The organism is Paraferrimonas haliotis (assembly GCF_002282895.1).
Classification (GTDB): Bacteria; Pseudomonadota; Gammaproteobacteria; order Enterobacterales; family Shewanellaceae; genus Paraferrimonas; species Paraferrimonas haliotis.
This window is the reverse complement of the sequence record NZ_NRRB01000006.1, coordinates 206426-228355: the sequence shown is the minus strand read 5'-3', so window position 1 is coordinate 228355 and position 21930 is coordinate 206426. Positions and strand designations below refer to the sequence as shown.

Genomic DNA, 21930 nt, shown 5'->3' with positions numbered 1-21930 from the left:
CCACCTCCGCAGCCATTTATTGGTGTGGTCTACAGAGGATTAAGTCTTTTTAGAGGGGAAAATCCCTAGAACCCCATTGTGATACTTGGTAATCATTCCCCCCACGAAATTTATTGCCATTAACTGAAGTAATAGCACGTTTTAACTGATGGTATGCTTCACCTCTGTTCAAGGCTTGCTGGACGTAATGACGCAACGTTGAATTATCAACATACTCCAAAACATAAATAGATTTAATTAAACGGTCGTACTCATGCAATGCTGACAATCTTCGGCTCTTGCCGTTACTCAACTTTCTAATGATTGTGCTTTGAGTGGTGGTTTTACGACTCAATGAACAAACAATATGCTGAATATTGTCCCATTCTTCAGCAATTAGCTTATGATTAATATCTTTCTTTAATTGAATACGGCCTCCGTTCTCTTCAGTCACTTCAAATAGCTCAAAAAACACCTTTTTCATTTTCGCGTATCGAGGGGCGAATGTGTAACCAAAGAAATCTAATATAGCGAAGTTAACATTATTGGTACCATGCGTATCGGTCGATAAGGTATTAGGCTGTATATCTGAAGAGTTGTTATAGAGTAAGTCAAAAGCAAAGTGACCTTCATATTCGTTAGCGCCAATGACTTGCGTACTCACCGGAACATGACGTGGTCAACCAAAATTGACCAACCCAGTTAAGCTACTTTTTTCAATTTCTTCATGTCCGCCTCATATTGATTTGAAATTTCCATACTTTATCTAATTCATGTTTTTCTAAATTAGCTAAAATGCAACTCAGAAATGTCCAGAAGTGAGTTGTGTGGTGTCGAGTGGAGATTGTACGATTAAGCCCCTAAGTAATTAGTCCGTCAGTCTCCCTCGGTAATCAAATTAGTACATCTTAGCGATCAAATTGGTAAAAAATTAGACATGTAGATGAATGCCCACCTTAAAAAATAGACAGCGGGTTGGGCTGGGTGATTTTTCTGGTGTTAGACGCCAGCAACCCATGCGGCAGAATGGTTGCTCACTTACTCGTCTATTTTTAGCGGGAATTCTTAGCCAACTGTACGCGCTGTATGCAGATTTAAGCAGTCGAGTGATGCGCACTTTGGAGGAGATGGCACCACGAGTAGAGGTTTACTCTATTGACGAAGCGTTTTTGGACTTAACCGGTATTGAGTCTGCCCTATCCCTTGTCGAGTTCGGACAACAAGTGCGAGAGCGCATAGGCCACTGGATTGGGATCACCGTCTGTGTAGGCATTGCACCGACTAAAACACTCGCCAAGCTGGCTAACCATGCCGCCAAGAAATACCCCGCCACTCAGGGGGTTGTAGATCTAACCAATCCAGATCGGCAACGTCGATTGCTCGCATTAGTCCCGGTTGATGATGTTTGGGGCGTTGGTAGACGACTTTCTAAGCGTTTAAATGCGAACCTCAACCCCTGGTGTCAAGTTTTTGTATACCTAGATGTCACTACGAGAATCTACTTCCGGTATTTGACTGGCTAAAAAGAGTAGTATTCAAAAAAGGGCATAGATCGTCTTGGGCTGATACTTTATTCGGGATCTCAAATCAAGATCCCATTTTATTTTTATCATTAAAATCATGTGGTTAAAAACTGAGAACGACCTGAAATCGTCATCTAGCAAGGTTTTTACGCGGTATTTCAGTAGGTTACATGGCCAACTGAAAACTCTGCCATTACATAGATTGCTCGGATAGGGTGGTAACCTGGAAATGACTACAAACGGCCAAAAGCAGCCAGTCGAACCAGCATCCTATTACTCTCTTTCAATCAAAATAAATTACTTTGACGGCCAAGGAACAATCAGTCAGTTCAGCTTATTCACTTATGCTATTGCGAAATGATGAATAGCAGACCTTATGCATCGAAGTTAGTCTCTATGAGAAAAAGTGTGCAACTTCATTCGGTACTTTGTAGATAAACGCTTGCTTTGGTTCCTTGACCAGGCATCAAAGCCATAAAACCTCGTTACTTCACGAATAACTTAAGCCGAAGTTGTTTTAAGTTCTTCGCTTTGGTATTTTTGCAACTCTTCTCCGATACTCCGCAGGATTGTATTCTCGTGCTTCGTAGGTGTTTTGTGTCAATGCTAACTGTGCTGGTTGTACTCCAATCAGGCTTTGCTGTTGCATTTTCTTACGAGCCTCATCAATCAAACTCTGAGCACTACCAATCCAAGCATAGTCATGAAGTGCAAATGAAGTCCGGTGGTTCTGGAGGCAATACTGAGACAGCTGCCCCAGATACAAACCTCGAACATCCAGCGGATGATTGCCACGAATGTGGGCATTGCCACGGCCATGCTTCCGCCGCTATTGTCGCTACTCAATTACCCGGCAGTTCGACTTTATCCGAAACCTCAATAAACTATTTGTCTCGCCAAATCAATTATCAACCCATTGCGTTGTTTCGACCTCCAATAGCCTAGCCAATATCTTCATTTTTTTGAGTTCGTAGCGGCTAACACCCGCTGCGTGTCTAATGATTTTCAATGCTTGGTCGAAACGATGACGAACATTATTTTAAAGCGCCTGCCCAGAGCAGTGCGATGTTTTTCGCTTGGCTTAATCTGTGCTCTCACACCTAGCCCACAGGCGCTAGCTGATGATTGGAACAATTGGTTAGCCATCCAAATTAATCAGCACCCAGATGTGCTAGCCGCCAAGGAACGTTGGCATGGAGCCAATGCCAATGCTGACGCAATCAGCCAACCAATCTACAACCCTGAGTTATCTCTTGAGGCTGATCGTAAAGGTGACGAAAATAACTATGCAGTAGGGGTCGAGCAAACCATAGATATATGGAATCGCCGTGCGGTTAACGCCAGTCAAGCTGCCCACCTAAAAACTGCGGCTATGAATATGTATGAGCAGGAGGTACTCGATAAGACTGAGGAGGTCCTTTCAGCTTTAATAGAATGGCAAACTGCTAATCATGCAGCCAATATAGCCCAATCTAAGCAGGAACAACTCAATTCTATGCTGGAGTTGGTTGATGCGCGGCAAAAATCTGGTGACCTCGGCGCTGTCGATGCTGAACTGACCTTTTTGTCGTTGTCACAGCAGATAGCCCAAGTCGCCGAGATTGAATCCAGCCTCATGCGAGCTGAAACACGCCTTATTGAGTTACTTCCCCAATGGACTCGCTCAAAAGGCGGTTTGCCCACGGAATTTTGGCCCTCAGAGATCCCCGTTGCTACGGATGAAAAGCTACGACAATATCCATTGGTAGCGAGCTCAGAAGCTATCTGGCGTTCGATGAAAGAGAACACAGAGTCAGCTCGAAGAGCATCAAAGCCAGATCCGACGTTTGGAATTAACGCAGGTCGAGACGGAGGCGCAAACTTAGTTGGCCTGTCGGTTTCTGTTCCTCTTCACGTCAGGAATAACTTCAGTGCGGAGAACCGAGCAGCTAAGAGTATGGAGCTCGAAGCGGAGGCCAATTGGATCGCTACATATCGAAAGCAACGTGTTGATTGGCAGGCTGCACGAGGGAGTTGGCAACGTTATCAGCATCACCTGAATTCTTGGAAAGTACTGTCAGCTAATCGAGCGGAGAGTAGCGAGCAGTTGTTGGAGCGGCAATGGCAAAGTGGAGACATTTCTACTTCAGACTATTTATTGGCGCTAAATCAGCGTACTGAAAGCCTGTTGGCCGGCATCGAATTAGAGAAACAAGCGCAACTTGCACTGACGCAAGCACTTTATCAATCAGGTCTGCTGAGCACTCTCATTCAGCCTTTGAACTAAGCCTAGGACCGTATCAATGAACAAGAAACTTATCGCCTTTTTAATTGCTGGACTGCTAAGTTCACCAGCTACAGTCGCATCTGAAGCAGCACACAATCACGTATTCCCTCAAGCCGACAATCATGAGAATCATAGTGAACCTCACCCGCAAAATAACAGCGGTAAAACGAAAACGGAGCATGAACATAGTGGCCATACGCACGACGTCCCTAAAACCGATAAGGGCAATGCTGAGCACCAAAATGAGCATGAAGAGCATGGGCATGACAGCGCTATAACACTGACTCCAAACCAAATGGCTCAGGCAGACATTGTTGTCGAAGCGCTTTCGCTCCGCGAAATCGATTATCAACTTTATGCCCCAGGGGAAATACTTACCAATGGATATGCAAGCTATCGGGTATCCCCTAGAGTCCCATCGGTTGTACTGAAACGCCATGTGGGCTTAGGAGAGCATGTTAAAAAAGGTCAGCCCCTCGTGACGCTTTTCAGCGAGAGTGTTGCCAATGCGCAAGCCGAATTCCGAAAAATTTGGCCTGAGTGGCTACGTGTTAAATCATTGGGACAAAAAACCGTTGGTGCCCAGCGGTACATTGAGGTGAAGTCCAACCTAGAAGCCATTGAAGCAACTCTGATGGCGATAGGCCTAACAGAAAACGAGTTAGAAAAGCTCAAAACTAAGAGTGCACCAGCTTTAGGAGAATATACGCTTCATGCTGAGATCGATGGCTCTGTGCTCGCTGATGAATTCGAGCAAGGCCAACGTATTGAGGCTGGCGACTCTCTCATTCTCATTGCCGACGAAAAGAAGCTTTGGGTAGAAGCACATTTACCGCCAAACTTACGCCTGTCTCTAAAGGCTGGAGCAAAAGCGGAAGTCATGAGTGCAGGTGTTCTGTTACACGCTGAGATTTCTCAAGAAGCTCACACTATTGACCCTGTAACACGAACCCGTCTCGTACGGCTGCTAGTCGACAACGCTTCACATCAACTTCATCCGGGACAGTTTGCTGAAGTGTTTTTCAACGTTAGATCTGAACACCCTGTAATTGCTGTTCCCGAATCGGCGTTGATCCGAGATGAGCATGGCGACTGGACGGTGTTTGTCGAAGATCATCCGGGCGAGTTCAATTCAGTAGAGGTCGAGTTGGGGCAATCCTACGGTGATGTACGTGAGATCCTCGGAATTCAACCGGGAACGCGAATTGTTACTGAAGGTGCATTTTTCGTTGCTTCACAGATCGCCAAAGGCGGTTTTGACCCTCACAACCACTAAGCAATCGGAGCTCCAATGTTTAATCGAATTATTGATTGGGCTGTGGCCAACAGGTTGCTGGTCATAATAGCCCTAGCCGTGCTTGTCATTAGCTCGGCCTTCCTAATCCCAAAGTTAAATTTAGATGCTTTCCCGGATGTCACTAATGTTCAGGTGTCTGTAAACACCGAAGCTCCCGGTCTGGCCGCTGAAGAGGTCGAGCAGCTTATCACTTACCCTATTGAAGCGGTGATGTATGCGCTACCAGATGTTAAAGAGGTGCGATCCATTTCAAAAACCGGGCTGTCGGGCGTCACCGTCGTATTTGAAGAAGGCACTGACATATACTTTGCTCGCCAACTGGTGTTTGAAAGGCTTCAAGCTGCAAAAGAGTTAATTCCGGAAGGAGTAGGTACGCCTGAAATGGGACCAAACACTTCGGGGTTGGGGCAAGTTTATCAATATTTATTGGTAGCCGAGCCGGATTCAGGCTTTGATGCAATCGCGTTGCGAAGCTTAAATGATTGGGTGGTCAAACTACTGCTTGTTCCTGCGGAAGGGGTTACAGAAGTCCTATCATTCGGCGGGGAAGTACTCCAGTACCAAGTTAACCTAAATCCAGCCCTGCTGCTCGCCCACGAGCTTTCGCAGGATGACGTAATCGCTGCGCTGCAACGAAACAATAGCAATGTTGGTGGTTGGTACATGAACCGCGGGCAAGAACAACTCGTGATCAGAGGGACTGGCTGGGTCGCTGCCGGAGAGTTGGGGCTTGAGCAACTTGCGCAAGTGCCGGTTAAAACCCTTGATGGTGTAACTGTCACAGTCGGAGATGTTGCCGATGTGGCGTTGGGCGGAGAAATCCGGCAAGGCGCCGTTACCATGAGTCGAAAAACCGACGATGATGCCGTGGAACAGCTTGGAGAGGTTGTATCAGGGATCGTTCTAAAGCGTATGGGTGCCAACACCAAGGCAACTATTGATGGAATCAACAATCGAGTAGAACGAATCAATCAAGCCTTGCCCGAAGGTGTGCAGTTTGAAGTGTTCTATGATCAGGCTGATCTGATCTCACAAGCGGTACAAACCGTGGTCAATGCTCTGTTGCTGGCTTTCGGTCTCATCGTGGTTGTATTAGCGCTGTTCTTAATGAATTTGAGAGCCACAATACTGGTTCTTATCTCCATTCCTATTTCCATCGGCATTGCTTTGATGGTGATGGCATGGTTTGGCATTTCCGCCAACCTAATGTCACTAGGAGGGCTCGCCGTAGCCATCGGTATGTTGGTTGATGGCTCAGTAGTAATGGTTGAAAACATCTACAAGCATTTGAGCAAGACCGATGGCGATAAGAAAAAAGCTGATGTTACTCTGAACCTTCAGCAAGCCGGTCGAGAAGTCGCTCGCCCCATATTCTTTGCAACAGCAATTATTCTAGTGGTATTTATGCCACTGTTTAGCTTCGAGGGAGTAGAGGCTAAGCTATTTCAGCCTATGGCAGTAAGTATCATGCTGGCAATGTTGGCAGCCGTTATAGTGGCTTTAGTGATTGTGCCTGCACTTGCGACTTACTTGTTCAAATTTGGCGTCAAGGAGCGACAAAGTCTATTGCTGCAACCGCTTGAGCAAGTGTATCGAGTCGTCCTTGGTTGGGCCTTGAATCATCGGCGAGCGGTAGTCGGCTTAGTCCTAGTCCTGGTTTTCTCAGCGTTTGCCATTATTCCGCGATTGGGGACTGAGTTTGTGCCGCAGCTAGAAGAAGGCACCATCAACTTAAGGGTAACGTTAGCCCCTTCTTCAAGCCTGAATACTGCTCTAGAAGTCGCTCCAAAATTGGAAGCCATGCTGATGGAATTCCCTGAAGTGACTTATGCCATGTCTCGCATAGGCCGGGCGGAAATCGGGGGGGATCCTGAACCCGTTAATAACATAGAGATTTACATTGGCCTCAAGCCTATTGACGAATGGACAAGTGCTAACAACCGTTTTGCTTTGCAAGAGCTAATGGAGCACAAACTAGAGCAACACCCAGGCCTGCTATTCAATTTCTCTCAGCCAATCGCCACTCGAGTCGATGAGTTGTTATCTGGCGTAAAAGCACAACTCGCGATTAAGCTTTTTGGGCCGGATTTGAATGTGTTGGCCCAAAAAGGGCAAGAAATTGAAGCTGCGGTCAAGGAAATACCAGGGGCGCGTGATGTCGCCATGGAGCAAATTGTTGGCGAATCTCAATTAGTTGTAAAACCTATTCGCAGGGCCCTATCAAGATATGGCTTAGATGTTGAAGATGTAATGTCATTAGTCCGTGATGGCCTAGGAGGTGCTAGTGCTGGACAAATCATCAACGGCAACGAGCGATATGACATCTACGTTCGATTAGCAGAGCCTTTCCGGCAAGATAGAGAGAGCATCGCTGAGCTTCGTATTCTTTCACCTTCCGGTGCCTGGGTGCGTCTAGGCGATGTGGCTGAAGTGACGGTAGAATCCGGTCCACCTCAAGTTCGCAGAGATGATGTTCAACGCAGAGTAGTCATCCAAGCCAATGTTCATGGCAGAGACATGGGCAGCGTGGTGGAAGATATTCAAACGGTTGTTGCAAAGCAAGTTAATCTGCCCACGGGGTATTCTATTGATATAGGCGGGCAATACGAAAACCAAAAACGCGCACAACAGAGATTGTCGCTGGTTGTGCCTTTATCGCTTGCCTTGATAGCACTGCTTTTGTACTTCACCTTCTCATCCGCAGGCCAAGCTATGTTGATTCTTGTGAACGTGCCACTTGCAGTGGTTGGAGGCGTTTTTTCTTTATGGCTATCTGGCCAATACTTATCAGTACCCAGTTCCGTTGGATTCATTACTTTATTTGGAGTTGCAGTATTGAACGGCGTTGTAATGGTAGAAAGCATCAATCAACGACTCAAAGATGGTTTATCGCTTGAGCATGCGGTGTTTGATGGCGCATTGTCTAGACTTAGACCAGTCTTAATGACCGCTATAACTTCCGCATTGGGGCTTATTCCAATGCTACTTTCTAGTGGGGCTGGAGCGGAGATCCAAAAACCTTTGGCCACGGTCATTGTTGGTGGGCTGATTACCGCTACACTGCTAACCCTAGTAGTACTGCCAGTACTGTTTTCATGGTTCTCAAAAGGCAAATTACAAGAGGATTCTTAAGTTAGAGGCCTGCCGTGCGAATCTCGATACGGCAGGCTGCTTTCCGCCCTAGTCGTGGTGTTCGTCCTCACACTTCATATGGTCGGCGAGCGCCTCTATAACGGAACATCCCTGATCCTCCCCGCTTTCTGTCAGCGACACCATGCGCTCGAGTTCATGCTTAAGTCGCTCTAGCTGTGCTAAACGAATGCAAACGGATTGCAGATGACGAGCGGCAATTAAATGCGCACTCTTACACGCCCCCTCAGGTTGTCGTTCAAGTAAAATTAGGTCTCGTATATCATCTAGTGAAAATCCTAAGTCCCTTGCATGTTTAATAAATCTGAGGCGTTGCAGTTCCTTTTCGGAGTATAAGCGTTGATTACCTTCCGAACGACACGTCGCAGCAATAAGATCTTGTTGCTCATAGTAGCGAATGGTCGGTACTTTCACGTTTGCTGCTTTGGACAGTCGTCCAATAGGCATTAGGGGCGCTTTTCGTTCCATTTTATTTTGCGAATAGTACTTGAACCTCTAGTTACTATAGGTTTTAACATAAGCCAAACGAACATTGAAAGTGGGGAATGGTTTGAGAATGTCGTATTTATCAACTCTGGAACTCAAGGTTCCGCCAATTGTCGTGATGCTTTTAACTGGGGTCCTTATGTTCTTGGCGTCAATCGCTACAGTGCAGTTTTCGGTTGATGGACCAGTAATGGATATTGCGGGTTGGGCTTTTGGCTTGGTCGGTTTGGTTGTTATCTTTCGAGGAGTACAAGTTTTTAAACGCCACCAAACCACCGTTGACCCTCGTATCCCAAGTGCCTCAAATCAATTAGTGACTAATGATATATATGGATTAACACGTAACCCTATGTACCTGGGTATGACTCTATGTTTAGTGGGTTGGGGACTCTATCTGGGCAGCATCGTTGCTTTGGTATTTGTTGCTGTTTTTATTGCTTTTATTACTCGATTTCAAATTTGCACGGAAGAGCGGTTACTTGCAAGAAAGTTTGGAAAATCATATTTAGAGTACGCCAAAGATGTAAGAAGATGGATTTAAGTTAACAAGCTTCAACTTGTTTTGGTCCGTAGCTCCCACCGTCAATAAATACCTAACAGCTACGATAAAGCGGTTTTACTGGGGCTTAGATATATCCTCAAGGGCAAAGGCGGACTCGAGAGCCCGCCTTAATTTCTACAAGGTTTAGCCCCCATGCCCTCCATGACCGCCATGACCACCGCCTCGGTGTCCGTTGCCACAGGTCATGACATTTTGATGGCCACCGTTTTCGCCGGTGTTGACCACCACCGATCCAGCGTCTTGCTCCATCTCAAATCGACCACTTGCAATATCATCGACACTTGCGTCGTCGAAATGTGCTAAGCATGTATAGCCGACCCGATACTCGCCTTTAGGCAAGAAACCCATGTGGAAGTGCCAGTCGTCATTGTGGTCTTGAAATACAGGTGCAGTTGCAATCGGTGCGATACGACCATCATTTCTTTCACCACTTATGTCGGCCATCTTTTCAATGCTGCTTACTTCTGCAGGATAGAGGTAGGCCATGTGGCCGAAGTTACTATCTAACGCCCCATTGGCCGAGTTCTTGGTTTCACAATCTTCAACCCACTGAGGGTCAACTTCTCCGATTAGGTGGCCCATGTGATTGTCAGCAACGCTGTAGGAGGCGTCTTGATGGAAATGATAGCCTTGGTGATGTTGATCGCTACCGTGCAGTCCACGGTACAAATCCATTTCGATTGTCATGCGGTGATGGTCACCGGCTCTTACTTCGAAATCGCCAAGGTGTATACGGTCATTTTCTAGGTGAAGTCCGTGCCTACCCGTGCCGTTATCCACATAACAGCCTTGATTGCCATCGCCTTCCACCATTTCAAAATAGCCGTTGTGATATTGGCCTGCGGGTAAATTCAGCTGATCAATCACCATGTGCCGGTCCATGCCGCGATAGTCCATCAGATTCATCTGCACGCCGGACATTTGGTGTTGGTGTTCAACGCCGCTAGCGTCGGTGTAATGAAATCGATGAAACTCCAACTGAACTTTTTGCATCGAGTGCATTGGGCTATCTGAGATACCTATGGACAGAGTGCCCTTTGACATTTCGGGGATTTCATTGTCTGAGCTCTCTGAGCCACAGCCTTGTAGCAAGCCGAAAACCGCTACACTTAACATTAACTTCTTCACGATAATTCTCCTAAGAGACCCAATTAGCTGGGATATTTTACGCCTATTAGGGTTGCCTAATGTTGCGCGAGATCATTTAGTTTACAGTTTGCCAACCCAATGTTGCCCAATTGAAACTGGAGCAACTATGAGCGCTTGCAATGTTAATGGTGGCCTTGGTGACCCGAGTGTTTTGATGTTTTGGAATGACCCGTGTTCATGGCTTTGAGTTGCATTGTGGTAATGCATGTACGAGCGTCGCCAAAGGTCGACAGCACCTCTTTCGCCTCTCGGTATACGCCGTTGGCATCTCCATGATGGAAAGTAAACTCAAGACGACGATTACGCGGCACCCAAAAATCTATGAACCCATCGTGTTGGGTCGTAATCATTTGATTTAGCAGTTCTTCACCGGTCTCTACATCAACCGCGCTCATGTGCATTTTTTGCCCAACTAGCTCTCCGGTACAACCTGTAGGAACGTGATAAGTACAGGGATGTGTGTAGTTAATCCAAGGTGCGATGGACAAATAGAATTGATCTTTTGGGATCGCCACTGAGGTGCTTTGCTTGCTCTCTGTTTGGGTTGCAACCACTTCGTTTGGCATGACTTTTACCACGATCCCTTGATCGTTTTTATACCATTCGTGTGCCTGTTTTACGGCAGCGTGATGATCAAGCTCAGAAAAACTCTTGAGCTCGCTTTGGCTAGCGAAAACGCCATAGGCAGGTAGAACCAATAACAAAGAGGTTAGAGCGGATTTAATCAAAGAGTTACGAAACATAATAAACTTCCTCTGCTGAACAAATGTCAGCAACTATCAATAAAAATTTCAATAAAATTGCCACTTAATGGCATAAAGTCGAGTAAATGACTCGATTTAAACTGGGTTATTGAAGATGGATTGGAGGAGGTATTAGTGGTGCCCATAACAAAGAGCTAAAGCGTTGATTACCGCTGCAAGTGAAATTGTTCTTATAGTCTGGCGCTGGCGCTATGACGGTGCGAACGACAACCGCTGAATTAAAGTGAAAATCGCAGTGCTCGCAGTTGTCGCAAGAATCACAACAGGGTCTGTCGGTCTCTGCAGCTGGAATTCTTGAATCGAAATGATTAGAGCAGCAATCGCCACTCTGTTCGTTGATATATCGGTTTTCTGAGGAGGAGTGATGCTTACAGCCAGTCGAGTAGCCCAAAATATGAATGCCGCTGTTAGTATCTAGCTGACTGGAGTGAACTTGCACACCTAGGCTATCCGAGCTCGGCAGCAACAGAATAAGCATCATTAAATTTGCAAGGAGTAAGCGCATGGGGATATAGAGGTTTTATTAGTGCTTGCAATTTAGCAGCTAAATCAAGCAAAGAGCTATCAAGTTATGATTTTGCAGGTTCAAAATTAGAATAATATCTAACTTGTCTAATAGGTTTGCGCTACGTCACAAGATTTGCGAACAGTTGAATTTGTCGCCCCCAACTTACGTTTGATTCGCAGTAATCCAACACGTTTTTCTCAAATTAATAGAAATAACGATAACGCAACTTTTGGTTCAATGGCCGCTTTGGCCAAGAGCGCTGCTAGCTAGCTTCCCGTTTTCACAGAATTACAAGCGGCAGAGAGCCAAGCTAAGCCGACAAAAAATTAACCAAGTATTGATGGTTCTCTTTAGGGATTAGTTACATTGCACTTTTTAGAACCGCCTCAGTAGTGCCAATTGGCTCCTCAGCTATGCGCTGTAGCTGTCTACCGAAGTGATTAATTGATTGGGGCTCGACTTTTAAGTCGAAGTTAACTTTATAGTTTTCGTCTCTTACGTTTGTGAAGGACACAATATGAGCAATAGTAATTGCGAGCAACGTGTGCCCACAGCTGTCGGTACAGAAACCGGACATTGAAAAGTATGATAGATCTGGTTTAGCGCGAGAAGCAAACTCCAAAGTGTCAGTCACTGAACTGGGAAATTTCTCTAATATTTTTCCAAGCTTCTCAATTTCGTTTCTACTGGTGTAGCAATCAGCTTGCCCTGCAAAAGTACCATTGGTCCCGTTTATTCTGATTTCGAACAAACATTCGTCTTCCCATATAGATGAAATTTCTATCCGACTTTCCATGTTACTCCTGTGACGTAACGCTCCACTCGGAGGGAGCAGCTTGTTTGACGATAACCTTCGAAGCGAAGCGGAATCTAGCCGACTGCAAAGTTTCCGCTTATTAAAACGCCCAGTAATATGTCTAACTACACCACTCTGCTAGAGCATCGCTTGAAGAGCAACCATGTAATTTTAAGTCTAAAGGGTTAGAGCCAAATGCTAGTGCAAACTCCTGCTGCCCTTCGAGAGTTAACAACCAGTTGATACCTGATCTAGCTATAGCCCAAACAGTTGCTGTTCTATACATATCAAAGTCTGCATCCTCGATAATCGTAGAGGTGACTTTTACAGAAACCGGCTCAATGATTGCCTGAAATAGTTGCTTCGAGAGTTGCTCAATATGTTCCTCATAACTCTCACCTTTCGGTGTAATGATTTGAGGCTCACAGCCATTAAGTGAATTTTTAATCTTGGCAATCGCGTCAACTTTTCTCATGGCATATAACGGCTTGCTACACGGATTATATATAATACTCGGAGAATTATTGGCCAAACAAGATCTGGAATAAAGAGCATTATTCTATAACTTGTGCTTGCTTATGAACGACCGCTACGGGCCAGGCTAAGCCTCACCATTCTCGCAGCTCTCGACAATGCCCCTTCGACTGAGCAGAGTCGTTCACTTGACGCTCTTGCTAGGCAACCGACTAAAGACCCGGCGGTTTTCGAAGCGAACTGCGCAGTAAAAACATAGTTACGACCCTTTTTTAAACCGCCTAGATAAGTTGGATACGATCAATAAAGTCATCCAGCCGATTGCTGCGAACAGTAAAGCCCATATCGGTATCCAAATCACCGCCAAAGCAGACGTAGAGGAAGTACGTTCATCAGTGAATAATGAATACTGCATACCCCAATAACCATACAGAACAAACGACGTAATTAGCAGTAACATGCTCCACGCACCAATCTTACCGATTCTGGTAGTCCAAATACTGGACTTCGCAGCGAAAAGCCCTAGCGCGACGAAAGGGATTGCTCGAAAGCTCGCGGAAAATATGTAGCTTTGTATTGATGCGTACTGAAGTGTTCGTTCAACGGCTTCAGAGATGCCCATTTTACCCACAAATACAGCTAGCAGAAACTTGGACGAATATTCGTTGGCGAACAAAAAAGCCAATACCAAACTAAACCAGAAAATCCTTTTCAATTTGTATTCCCTCAAAGTACATAGCAGCGTATTTATATCGAACCATCGATAATATCAATAGTTTTGCGTTCAAAGGAAGCATTGGACAAATCGGGAGCTCACACTGCTGCTCGCCTACAAACGAACGTCTGCTTAGGGTCAGTACCCGCCATTCAGTGTCTTAGCCCATCCTGCCTGTAACCCTTACATTGAGCTGAACATCCTTATTGTAGTGGCCAATTTTACTTGACCACTACACATACTTCCCGAAAGGTGATCATGGTGCTTTCTTCGCTGCTATTGGCAAACCATTTTTTGAACCAGTTACCTCGCCTAAAAAACTTGTTGGTTATGCTACCAAGGTGTTTGCAGAACTATTAGAAATCGATTTTGTTCTAGACGATGAAGATATTGCTGCGCTAAATGTCTCCGAAGGAAACCATCGCTTTAAAGCCGGGCAAGAGTGGAAAGTGAATTCTCACCAGTTTCGTAGGTCTTTTGCCTACTATCTAGTAGGTTATCAATTGTGTTCATTCCCAGCACTTAAGCAGCAGTTAGGTCATTTATCACTAGCTATGACTATGCATTATGCTAAGAATGCTATCAAGTTCTCTCGTATCTGGCATGACGTAGAGCGGGAGAAAGTTGAACAATCGGCGAAAATATTGGCGCGACTTTATGGCAAGATGGCTAACGATGAACCGGTAGCTGGAGGGAAAGCTAAGAGCTGGAATAAAGAGCTCTTTATGGATGGTAAGAATCACTTTAAAGTAGGTGATTCAAATAAGTTGCTTTCCACGGATTATTGGCGGGAAATGCTGGTTAGTGGAAAGGAACATATCCACGCCATTGCTCCAAGTATGTACTGTAGCAATGCATCTTGTTCGATGCGGATTAATATTGATCTTACAGAGTGTGTTGGGTGTGAGTTTGATTATATAGAGGATGCTCAGTATGCCCATACTGCAATCATGACAGCCAAAAGAAATTTAGATTTGTTGGTTCGCAACAACGAGCTAAATCCGAGCTCTGCGACAAAAGAAGTTATGACGGTTAAAGCGGCAGAAAAAATTCTGAGTGATTTGGGCCTTGATTTTGAGCCAGTAGACTTTCCTGAAGATATCCTAAACAAAGTTATAAATTTTGAGGTTGCAAGCTAATGAATAAGAGACAGCGTGACTACCATAACACGAAAGGCATTTTAAAAGCCGCAATATCAAGGTTGAAATCTGGGGATATAACCAACCCAAACCTCCTGCTCCGAGCAAAAAACGGCAAATCCATAAAGATCAATAGAACTAATGTCGAACAGGAGGCCGGTCTCTCGAATGGTGCGCTGAAACGACACGAAGATCTATTTATTCTAATTGAGCAAGCAGAATCAGAGAGGTTGTATTGCGATGACGCTACGTCAAGTTCCGAAACGCCCAATTCGAAGTTGGTATTGAAACTAAAAGAAGATGTTCGATCTCTCAGAAAGCAGAAAGCGGATCTCGGTGAAAAAGTAGATCGACTGTCGCTCGAACTACATAAAAAAGATGAGCTTCTTAAATTTTATATAGAACAGGCCGATGAGTTATATACCGCCCTTTGGGAGAGGTTACCGCCTCAAGATCATGAACTCAGAATTTCAAGTTCTAAACAGTTCAACAATGTAGTTGAACTCAAGAAACGTGAGTTAGAAATTTAGACACAAATCCGTTTTCTAGTTGTATGTTTAGACTCAACTAGAGATTGTTGATTAAATAATGATTTTAGACTGTCAGATCGCGGTTTGGCGGTGTGTTGAAGAGGAGCTTGACATCTATGGTCTATTTTTTACAGCAAGGGTGGTGGGAACCTCTTGAAAAACAAAAAAACGGTCTTGCAGGGGGCGCGCTGCGCAAGTTGGTCTCTGCCGAAAGCGCCCGAGACGGCCTTCGGCCTAGTGCCGGCGTGCCAGCATTGAGGGATGTAAGACCACCGAGCGCTGCCTTATAGGCCCTGCGGGCCTTGGGGCTCGTTCTTATTCAGGTTGGCGTGGCACTCGGACAGGTGCACATCTAGCAGGGTATGTCTGGCGAATGCCTTAGACTTACTCAAAGCTTTAGTAAAAGCTTTTCGATCGCCAACGATAACAACCTGCTCTCTAGCCCTAGTAACGGCTGTATAGAATAAGTGACGGTCAAGGAGGCGTGATTCCTTCACGGCAATGATCACCCTCGGATACTGCGAACCCTGTGACTTGTGGACGGTAGTAGCGTAAGCCATGTTCAAGATAGGGGTATCAGCGAACGACATAATTACGTCCACCCCCTCCATGTCCACCTGAATTGCCTGAGAACCGCTGTCGAATGAGGTCACCCTGCCAATCGACCCATTCCTAAAACCGCGCTCATAATCGTTCCTACGGGTCATGATAAGATCGCCAACACACAAGGGTACGCCATCTATCAGAGCGTTGACGCCCTTGAAGCCAGCCGTGTCGAATAAGAGTCTGTTATCACTCTTCGCAACCTTGTCGTGGATATTCCGGTTGATGTCCACCACACCGCCGGAATGGTTGCGCACTGGAGAAAGGATCAAGACATCATTGCTCTCTCCATCACCACCGAGAGCTGAGTAGAGCTCAATCACTTTGGATGTAATCAGGTGATCGGGAACCTCAATGAAACTGACGCCTGAGCCTTTTCCATCGTAATCAGCAAACTCAACTTCACAGTCACCATCGTAATTTCTGATGGCGGTAGCTACCTGAGGAATGCCAGAGGCCGAACTTTGGCGCTTTACAGCGGACAGGTGAGGATTGGGGAACGGTAAGTCAACCATCTTGTGGAGCGTCAGGCCAACGCCGACTGGTGACAACTGCTCTGGGTCACCGGCAATCAAGCATCGTCCTTTACTTGGAACGCGCTTGAGGATCATGTTTAGTGCCAAGGTGTCTACCATAGAGCCCTCGTCGACAATGATGGTTGCATCCTCTGGTATATCCTCGCTATCCACATGGTAAAGAAATGCAGCGATAGTCATGGCATCCCTACCAGTAGCTTCCTGTATCCGCTTAGCGGCCTGGCCAGAGATAGCCATTAGATAAATCTTACTGGTTTGCTGAGAGTCTTCCAAAGCAGCGCAAATCCCCTCCAGAACGGTAGTCTTACCACACCCGGCCCCTCCGGTCAGAAGTGAAATACCACTCTTAACGCAGACGCTAATAGCTGCCTTCTGCTCATCGGTTAGTGGAAAAATAATGCCGCTCTGATATTTATCGATAGAAGACTGGATCGTGTGATCGGGTATATCAAAGTATCGGGAAAGGAGCTTCGCGCTGTTCTTGGCTACCGATGACTCAATGGTGACCATGCTGCTGACCTGGATAAGATCGCTTCTTTGCTCAATCTCGCCTTGGGCCATCGCAGATTCGATAGCACGGCTTGCAATCTCCTGATCCCCAAGCATGTGTGTAAGACGAGTTTTCAGTTTTTTTGTAGGAAGACATGTGTGGCCTTGCTCAAAAGCATTGAACAAGGCCGACTTAACGAATGCAATGAGTCGCTCTGGTGAGTCTTTCTCAAAACCGAAGCGTTTGATAGCCACTTCATCCAATAGCTTCATGCTGGGTTCAAATGCTGAGAGAAAGTATGGGTTCGTCGAAAATATTTCGTATGACTTGTGCTTCCAGATCTTGATAGCTTGGGAGGCCAGGTGGGTTGGGATGCCACATTCATCAAACAACTGAAGGGCTGGGAACACCTCGCTTTCTCGAACCACCTGAACAATCCTTGCAGCGATGAGGGGGGAACAGTGCTCTTCTAGCTCCGACGTATCCTCTGCCATTGCTATTTGATTTATACGAGCGCCAAGGGTTTTAGCAAGGTTCTTGGCCTTTGACTCACCGACCCCCTCAATGCTTCTCAGCATCTGCTCAATGTTGTCGTTGTCGGCACGCAAAAAAACCAGTGAGTCAGCAGTGATTTGCATCTCCGTCCTGGTACTGCCATCGCGAAGCTTGACCACATATTCGGACACAGAGCCGCTTACAGACCACTTGTGGCCTGGCCTAAAAAGTTTTGGAGCAGGGGCAAGCTTGTAACTAGCTTTGACTACATACCGCTGGTTGCTACCGTCTGTGGCAACACCCGAAAAGATAACTCCACCCTGAGCACCAGTGTGGCGTATCTTTCTAATTATCAACTCGCAGGCGAACTTCACAGCGCTGGTCGCCTTGCTGCCTATCACCATCGTCCAGTTCGCTCCATGTAACTTTCAATGGCTTGGAGCTTTTCGAGTTTATCCAACAGCTCTTTGTTTTTCTGTTTCAGGTCGAAGTTTTCTTGTTGTAGTGCTGCGTTGGACTCGGATGTGACCTTGGCACGGCTTGCAGCAATAGCGTCCCCCATACTCTTTTGCTCATCGTTAGCCTTCTCGCTATCTGTTCGAGTGTCCTCTTTGAAGTAGCCTTGCTCCCTCAGCATCTCTTCAGCTTCGTGGAAGAGCTTGCTAACGGTAGGATTAGCATTCTTTCCTGAAATGACCTTGCGATTTACTAGGCCCGCATACTCAGCAACCCTGGTCACGTTAAGCTGGCGCTTGTTCCTGCCTATAAAGTCATCCCAGTCACCATTGGCATTCCTTTCGGCGATAAACGCCTCCATGAGACTTACATTGACGCTTCCCTTAGCCTGACTCATATGGCCTCCTTGCCCTGTGACTGCATCCAGTCGAAAAATGGCGGGCATTCATCCTTGGTCAGCACAATAGCTTGGTCCTCAGAGAACTCAGCGTCGTTAGTTATTTTGTCCTTATGCAGCGTGAAGTATTCAACCTGGCTTACGACCTTGTAGAGGGCAAGAAGCAGCGACTCCACGTCTGGGTTGGCACCTGCCTCATTGTGACCATGAGACCTCATCTCTAGGTTCTTCAATTCCAGTTGTTTAGTGGCGCTATACGCTTCTGCCAGTCTTTCTAGTAACTGCCTATTTTCTCGCTTCAAGTCAGCTATCTCTAACCCAGAAAGCAAGACCTGCTCTTGCATCAAGGCGTTATCATTCAGGATCTTCTTCTTTCCCTTAAGAAAGTTATCAAGCAGTGGACGATATACTTTGTTTCGCCGAAGAGTAGCAGGGTTAATTACATCGCTGTGCTCTATGAGGTACATCTGTGAAAGGTGGTTACTGAGGACGCTGACATTGGCAAACTCAGTACCCTCACATTGCTTTAGCAATGCCTTTATATTCGTTGCGCGTTCGGCTACGAGTTGAGCCTTACTGTCTTTAAGGGCCTTTACCCTGATGTGTGTTCTATCCATTATTTACTCCACCAAGCGTAATTCACAGGCCAGATTCTCTTCCAACTTGGCGAGTTCATGTTGAGCAGTTTCAAGCAAGGCCTCTGGCGGCACATTTCTGAGTGAGGCTAACATATTTAACTGCGAAACTACGTTCTTGACTGGATTCAAATCTATTTCATCAAGTTTGGAATGGCCTAAAAGAGGCTTATTTCTATTCATGTTTGCTTTTAGAGTCATGGATACTTTTGCGGCCATCATCTTTAACTTATGGCTTTGTAATGACGGGGCTCCATTAGCCTCCACCATTCTGGCCCAAATATCCTTTGCAAAGCTATCCATCTGAATTTTTCCGTACTCAGCAACAGCGTTGTCACCGACGACAAACTTTTCAGGGTTTGCATCAATAAAGTCTTTCCGGACCTTCCAGTGGCTAATTTGGCAGTACAACTCTTCTAATCTTGAATGCAACTCAAGCTTCTCCTGATCGCTAAGATTATCTTTAAGCATCTGGTGTATGCAGGATAGCTCATCCGCCAGCTGCCTTATTTTGACACCGATTGCGACCCGATGATGAGTGCACATGCAGGCCCGTGGACACTTATAGCAGTTGTGCCTACCAATGGTTTCGACAATTTCTTGAGGGCAGCTATTATCATGGGGGCAGATATGCGTGTAGTTTAGAGCGATTCCTACGCCGCCTTTTTCATGAAGCATCTTCAGTGCTGTTGGATCCATGCTAAACCCAGGTATATAGCCACGATTTTCGATAGAAGACTCTAAGTCTTCCTTATTTATTTGCCCCTCTAGGATGTTAGCGACGTTATCAGCATCTGATGCCAGTTCTTTTATTTCAACTTCATCCTTAGAGGTAGGCTTGGTGTAATAATCGATAACAGTATCTGTTTGTCCTGTATAAAGGCGAACTAGCTCTTTATCATCAGTCATTAAGTTGATAACTTTTGCTAACTGGGCACGAAGACTGTGCGGAGTGATGAGTGTCTTTGGCCGCAATGCAGTAAATGGAATTGCCTGGTTTACATCGGGAATACTGCCAGATTCTGGATAGAATATTTTAAATTCAGAGTCGTCAGATACTTCGCCTTTATCTCGTTGGACGACGTGAGTTTGAGGGCTACTCCTGTGTGGAGTCCACATTAGCATGGTGTCAAATTCCACCTTGTTCTCACAGAGCATATCCTCAAAAGGTATTAAGAACATTGCCATATTGGTATGGATATCTTTGTTCTGAGGCGTAAGCTGAAGTAGAGGCTTGAAGTAACCTTTTGGTGATTTTGGGTTGCTTTGATAGGGGATAGGGTTTGTGTAGCTTGGGTCCTGGTTGCAGGAGCGTAGCTCTCGGGCAAACTGCAACATCCACATCACCTCTTCCCTAATTTGGCTCTCAAGGCCATTGGGATTAACTTTGTCTGTTGCGATTCTTAATGGGACCACTCCAGAGCCATTCCCTTGATTGGTAAAAGCGTAGTGTTCATCAAAGTTATCTGTATCGATCCACCCAGCATTAGAAGATCGCTGGCCAGCATAAGATTGCACGCATATTATCAATGCGTTCATATAATTGGGTATGTCTATCTTCTTAAGCGATCCTGGAAGAAGAATTGTCTTTACTCTAGGGTAATCACCTGGGATCTCTACGTCCTGAATGTTAAATTTAAACTTATCGTTCAGGGCTATATTTACGTTAACATTCACAGGCGAACTTGCATCCAAACTAAGCTGGTTTGTGTTTTTTAGATGTTCGAAACCTGGCAATTTCAAAAATTCTTCCAATTTTCGCTTCAGGCGTCTGGCTTCGTCATCAACACCATCCACACCTCTTTCTCCCTCAAGTTCTGCAAGAATGATTCTTGCAGATTTTACTAGAGTTGCCTTTGTGTACTCCTTCATAAACATACGGAATTGAATCCAGTAAATTATGGGAAATGTCGCTTTGGCAGTTTTACTTCGTCTCTTTCCGAGGTACTTCTTGCTTAGAGCTAACGGGTTGACGGATACATCCAGCCCATCAACATGCGCATAGCGAGTGATGATAAAGTCAAAATAGCGACGTGAGACCGCAAGGGCTTCTCGCACAGTGTTGCCGGGCTCTTTCAGAGTCTTGTTTGACTCAATAACCTTTTGTAGGAACAAACCAAAACTACAGGGGTAAACCTTTTTACTGTCATCTCCATCAATCAAGTTATCCATGACGACGCTTTTGGTCACAAACACATGCGGTAAGAACGTGCTAGGAGTTGACGGGTATTCAAATACTGAGTCATGGTTTTCAAAAAACCACGGTAGATAGTCAAATAGGTAAAAGTTCAAGAGTTGCAGTGATTGCGCCCGATACTTTGAAGTGGATTTCTCGCAGTTTTCTACGCTTACGAAGTCTAGTTGGCTGGAGCGCCACAATGAGTTCTCATTAAGTGAGGCTGGGCTAAATTCAGTCCTACGCCCATAAACTGAGCTGTACTCGCCAATAAAGAATGTCTTAGGCGGTGCAATTTTCTCATATACGGTAATGTCTTCATCATTGATTCCTGACAAACGTGCGGCTTGATTGTTTCGCAGAACCAAATAGTGATATTTCTTATTATCCGCTCTACTCAATTTCTTCTGTGGTGCGGTTACCACCTCCTTGGCGAAGTCTTTGTCAAGGAGACCACAAACAATCAGTCTTTCTATAACAGGGCGCCAACTTAGGCCTGTAGAAGGATGCGCGGCCCTTCGGTCTGCAAGGAAATCGCTCAGGTGTTTAGGCGAGAGTTCATTTTGGGGTCGACACGCCATAACAGCAAACCATGTCGGCTAGCAACAAACAGGTTCGATTGAGAGTTTTGTAATTTATACTCTTAGCACTGACACTATCCCACAACTCCACCCCGGCATTCTCCCCCTTCTCGCGATTCAAAGCTGTGCGGTGGAATAGAAATTGAACCCCTAGCGGATTGAATAAGTGCTTGAGAGGAGAATTGCTCTCGACACCTTCTATCCAATGGGATTCTTTCCAGAG

General features: G+C 45.8%; 20 protein-coding genes. 9 read left to right on the top strand and 11 right to left on the bottom strand.

Annotated features, from left to right (window positions below; all coding sequences use genetic code 11):
- Positions 1-49 precede the first annotated feature (49 nt).
- On the bottom strand, positions 50-643 hold the full coding sequence (locus CLC91_RS13035) for a Tn3 family transposase (RefSeq protein WP_000107352.1): 594 nt from the start codon (positions 641-643) through the stop codon (positions 50-52).
- Between the two features lie 283 nt (positions 644-926).
- Between CLC91_RS13035 and CLC91_RS13030 the strand changes: the two genes are divergently transcribed.
- From CLC91_RS13030 to CLC91_RS13010, 5 genes are all read left to right on the top strand, one after another.
- On the top strand, positions 927-1502 hold the full coding sequence (locus CLC91_RS13030; protein ID WP_284223297.1) for a Y-family DNA polymerase: 576 nt from the start codon (positions 927-929) through the stop codon (positions 1500-1502).
- 597 nt (positions 1503-2099) lie between these two features.
- Positions 2100-2447 carry a hypothetical protein gene (locus CLC91_RS13025; RefSeq protein ID WP_143812016.1) on the top strand — a complete coding sequence of 116 codons (348 nt, stop codon included), beginning with the start codon at positions 2100-2102 and terminating at the stop codon, positions 2445-2447.
- A 79-nt stretch (positions 2448-2526) separates the two neighbouring features.
- Positions 2527-3768 carry a TolC family protein gene (locus tag CLC91_RS13020; RefSeq protein ID WP_095498762.1) on the top strand — a complete coding sequence of 414 codons (1242 nt, stop codon included), beginning with the start codon at positions 2527-2529 and terminating at the stop codon, positions 3766-3768.
- Between the two features lie 16 nt (positions 3769-3784).
- Positions 3785-5044, top strand: a complete 1260-nt coding sequence (locus CLC91_RS13015; protein ID WP_095498761.1) for an efflux RND transporter periplasmic adaptor subunit — start codon at positions 3785-3787, stop codon at positions 5042-5044.
- Between the two features lie 15 nt (positions 5045-5059).
- On the top strand, positions 5060-8197 hold the full coding sequence (locus CLC91_RS13010; RefSeq protein WP_095498760.1) for an efflux RND transporter permease subunit: 3138 nt from the start codon (positions 5060-5062) through the stop codon (positions 8195-8197).
- Positions 8198-8245: 48 nt separating this feature from the next.
- On the opposite strand, the gene CLC91_RS13005 is transcribed toward CLC91_RS13010, so the two are convergent.
- Positions 8246-8683, bottom strand: coding sequence for a MerR family transcriptional regulator (locus CLC91_RS13005; protein WP_095498759.1), 438 nt, complete (start codon positions 8681-8683; stop codon positions 8246-8248).
- 88 nt (positions 8684-8771) lie between these two features.
- On the opposite strand from CLC91_RS13005, the gene CLC91_RS13000 reads away from it, so the two are divergent.
- Complete coding sequence (locus tag CLC91_RS13000; protein ID WP_095500530.1) at positions 8772-9242, top strand: methyltransferase family protein; 471 nt, start codon at positions 8772-8774, stop codon at positions 9240-9242.
- Between the two features lie 144 nt (positions 9243-9386).
- Here CLC91_RS13000 and CLC91_RS12995 read toward each other — a convergent pair whose 3' ends face one another.
- The 5 genes from CLC91_RS12995 to CLC91_RS12980 all read right to left on the bottom strand — a co-directional run bounded on the left by CLC91_RS12995 (position 9387) and on the right by CLC91_RS12980 (position 12955).
- The gene (locus CLC91_RS12995; protein WP_095500529.1) at positions 9387-10391 is read right to left on the bottom strand and encodes a DUF4382 domain-containing protein; all 1005 of its coding nucleotides are present in this window, start codon (positions 10389-10391) and stop codon (positions 9387-9389) included.
- A gap of 143 nt (positions 10392-10534) precedes the next feature.
- A complete protein-coding gene (locus tag CLC91_RS12990) occupies positions 10535-11155 on the bottom strand; it encodes a CueP family metal-binding protein (protein WP_095500528.1) in 621 nt (206 codons plus the stop codon).
- Positions 11156-11261: 106 nt separating this feature from the next.
- Positions 11262-11657 (bottom strand): hypothetical protein, encoded by a 396-nt coding sequence (locus CLC91_RS14915; RefSeq protein WP_143812015.1) that lies wholly within the window; start codon positions 11655-11657, stop codon positions 11262-11264.
- Between the two features lie 388 nt (positions 11658-12045).
- Complete coding sequence (locus CLC91_RS12985) at positions 12046-12480, bottom strand: hypothetical protein (RefSeq protein WP_095500527.1); 435 nt, start codon at positions 12478-12480, stop codon at positions 12046-12048.
- 121 nt (positions 12481-12601) lie between these two features.
- The gene (locus tag CLC91_RS12980; RefSeq protein WP_095500526.1) at positions 12602-12955 is read right to left on the bottom strand and encodes a hypothetical protein; all 354 of its coding nucleotides are present in this window, start codon (positions 12953-12955) and stop codon (positions 12602-12604) included.
- 1055 nt (positions 12956-14010) lie between these two features.
- On the opposite strand from CLC91_RS12980, the gene CLC91_RS12970 reads away from it, so the two are divergent.
- The 3 genes from CLC91_RS12970 (at position 14011) to CLC91_RS14995 (ending at position 15628) form a co-directional block, all read left to right on the top strand.
- Entirely contained in the window at positions 14011-14808 is a 798-nt protein-coding gene (locus CLC91_RS12970; protein WP_095500524.1) for a site-specific integrase, read from the top strand.
- On the top strand, positions 14808-15338 hold the full coding sequence (locus tag CLC91_RS12965) for a hypothetical protein (protein WP_095500523.1): 531 nt from the start codon (positions 14808-14810) through the stop codon (positions 15336-15338). Before CLC91_RS12970 ends, CLC91_RS12965 begins: the two co-directional genes overlap by 1 nt.
- Positions 15339-15454: 116 nt before the next feature.
- Positions 15455-15628 carry a hypothetical protein gene (locus CLC91_RS14995; protein WP_158220745.1) on the top strand — a complete coding sequence of 58 codons (174 nt, stop codon included), beginning with the start codon at positions 15455-15457 and terminating at the stop codon, positions 15626-15628.
- On the opposite strand, the gene CLC91_RS12960 is transcribed toward CLC91_RS14995, so the two are convergent.
- The 4 genes from CLC91_RS12960 to CLC91_RS12945 are packed head-to-tail and all read right to left on the bottom strand — an operon-like array spanning position 15623 to position 21707.
- Entirely contained in the window at positions 15623-17866 is a 2244-nt protein-coding gene (locus tag CLC91_RS12960) for an AAA family ATPase (RefSeq protein ID WP_095500522.1), read from the bottom strand. The two genes, CLC91_RS14995 and CLC91_RS12960, sit on opposite strands and share 6 nt — an antisense overlap.
- Positions 17860-18315: a hypothetical protein gene (locus tag CLC91_RS12955; protein ID WP_095500521.1), complete on the bottom strand. Its 456-nt coding sequence runs from the start codon at positions 18313-18315 to the stop codon at positions 17860-17862. Before CLC91_RS12955 ends, CLC91_RS12960 begins: the two co-directional genes overlap by 7 nt.
- Complete coding sequence (locus CLC91_RS12950) at positions 18312-18932, bottom strand: hypothetical protein (protein WP_095500520.1); 621 nt, start codon at positions 18930-18932, stop codon at positions 18312-18314. Before CLC91_RS12950 ends, CLC91_RS12955 begins: the two co-directional genes overlap by 4 nt.
- A gap of 3 nt (positions 18933-18935) precedes the next feature.
- Positions 18936-21707, bottom strand: coding sequence for a hypothetical protein (locus tag CLC91_RS12945; RefSeq protein WP_095500519.1), 2772 nt, complete (start codon positions 21705-21707; stop codon positions 18936-18938).
- Positions 21708-21930: the final 223 nt, after the last annotated feature.

Bases quoted from the DNA above. Each gene is read 5' to 3' on its own strand.
- CLC91_RS13030 (WP_284223297.1), top strand. From the start codon at position 927: ATGCCCACCTTAAAAAATAGACAGCGGGTTGGGCTGGGTGATTTTTCT.
- CLC91_RS13020 (WP_095498762.1), top strand. From the start codon at position 2,527: ATGACGAACATTATTTTAAAGCGCCTGCCCAGAGCAGTGCGATGTTTT.
- CLC91_RS13015 (WP_095498761.1), top strand. From the start codon at position 3,785: ATGAACAAGAAACTTATCGCCTTTTTAATTGCTGGACTGCTAAGTTCA.
- CLC91_RS13010 (WP_095498760.1), top strand. From the start codon at position 5,060: ATGTTTAATCGAATTATTGATTGGGCTGTGGCCAACAGGTTGCTGGTC.
- CLC91_RS13005 (WP_095498759.1), bottom strand. From the start codon at position 8,683: ATGGAACGAAAAGCGCCCCTAATGCCTATTGGACGACTGTCCAAAGCA.
- CLC91_RS13000 (WP_095500530.1), top strand. From the start codon at position 8,772: ATGTCGTATTTATCAACTCTGGAACTCAAGGTTCCGCCAATTGTCGTG.
- CLC91_RS12990 (WP_095500528.1), bottom strand. From the start codon at position 11,155: ATGTTTCGTAACTCTTTGATTAAATCCGCTCTAACCTCTTTGTTATTG.
- CLC91_RS14915 (WP_143812015.1), bottom strand. From the start codon at position 11,657: ATGATGCTTATTCTGTTGCTGCCGAGCTCGGATAGCCTAGGTGTGCAA.
- CLC91_RS12985 (WP_095500527.1), bottom strand. From the start codon at position 12,480: ATGGAAAGTCGGATAGAAATTTCATCTATATGGGAAGACGAATGTTTG.
- CLC91_RS12980 (WP_095500526.1), bottom strand. From the start codon at position 12,955: ATGAGAAAAGTTGACGCGATTGCCAAGATTAAAAATTCACTTAATGGC.
- CLC91_RS12965 (WP_095500523.1), top strand. From the start codon at position 14,808: ATGAATAAGAGACAGCGTGACTACCATAACACGAAAGGCATTTTAAAA.
- CLC91_RS14995 (WP_158220745.1), top strand. From the start codon at position 15,455: ATGGTCTATTTTTTACAGCAAGGGTGGTGGGAACCTCTTGAAAAACAA.
- CLC91_RS12960 (WP_095500522.1), bottom strand. From the start codon at position 17,866: ATGGTGATAGGCAGCAAGGCGACCAGCGCTGTGAAGTTCGCCTGCGAG.
- CLC91_RS12955 (WP_095500521.1), bottom strand. From the start codon at position 18,315: ATGAGTCAGGCTAAGGGAAGCGTCAATGTAAGTCTCATGGAGGCGTTT.
- CLC91_RS12950 (WP_095500520.1), bottom strand. From the start codon at position 18,932: ATGGATAGAACACACATCAGGGTAAAGGCCCTTAAAGACAGTAAGGCT.
- CLC91_RS12945 (WP_095500519.1), bottom strand. From the start codon at position 21,707: ATGGCGTGTCGACCCCAAAATGAACTCTCGCCTAAACACCTGAGCGAT.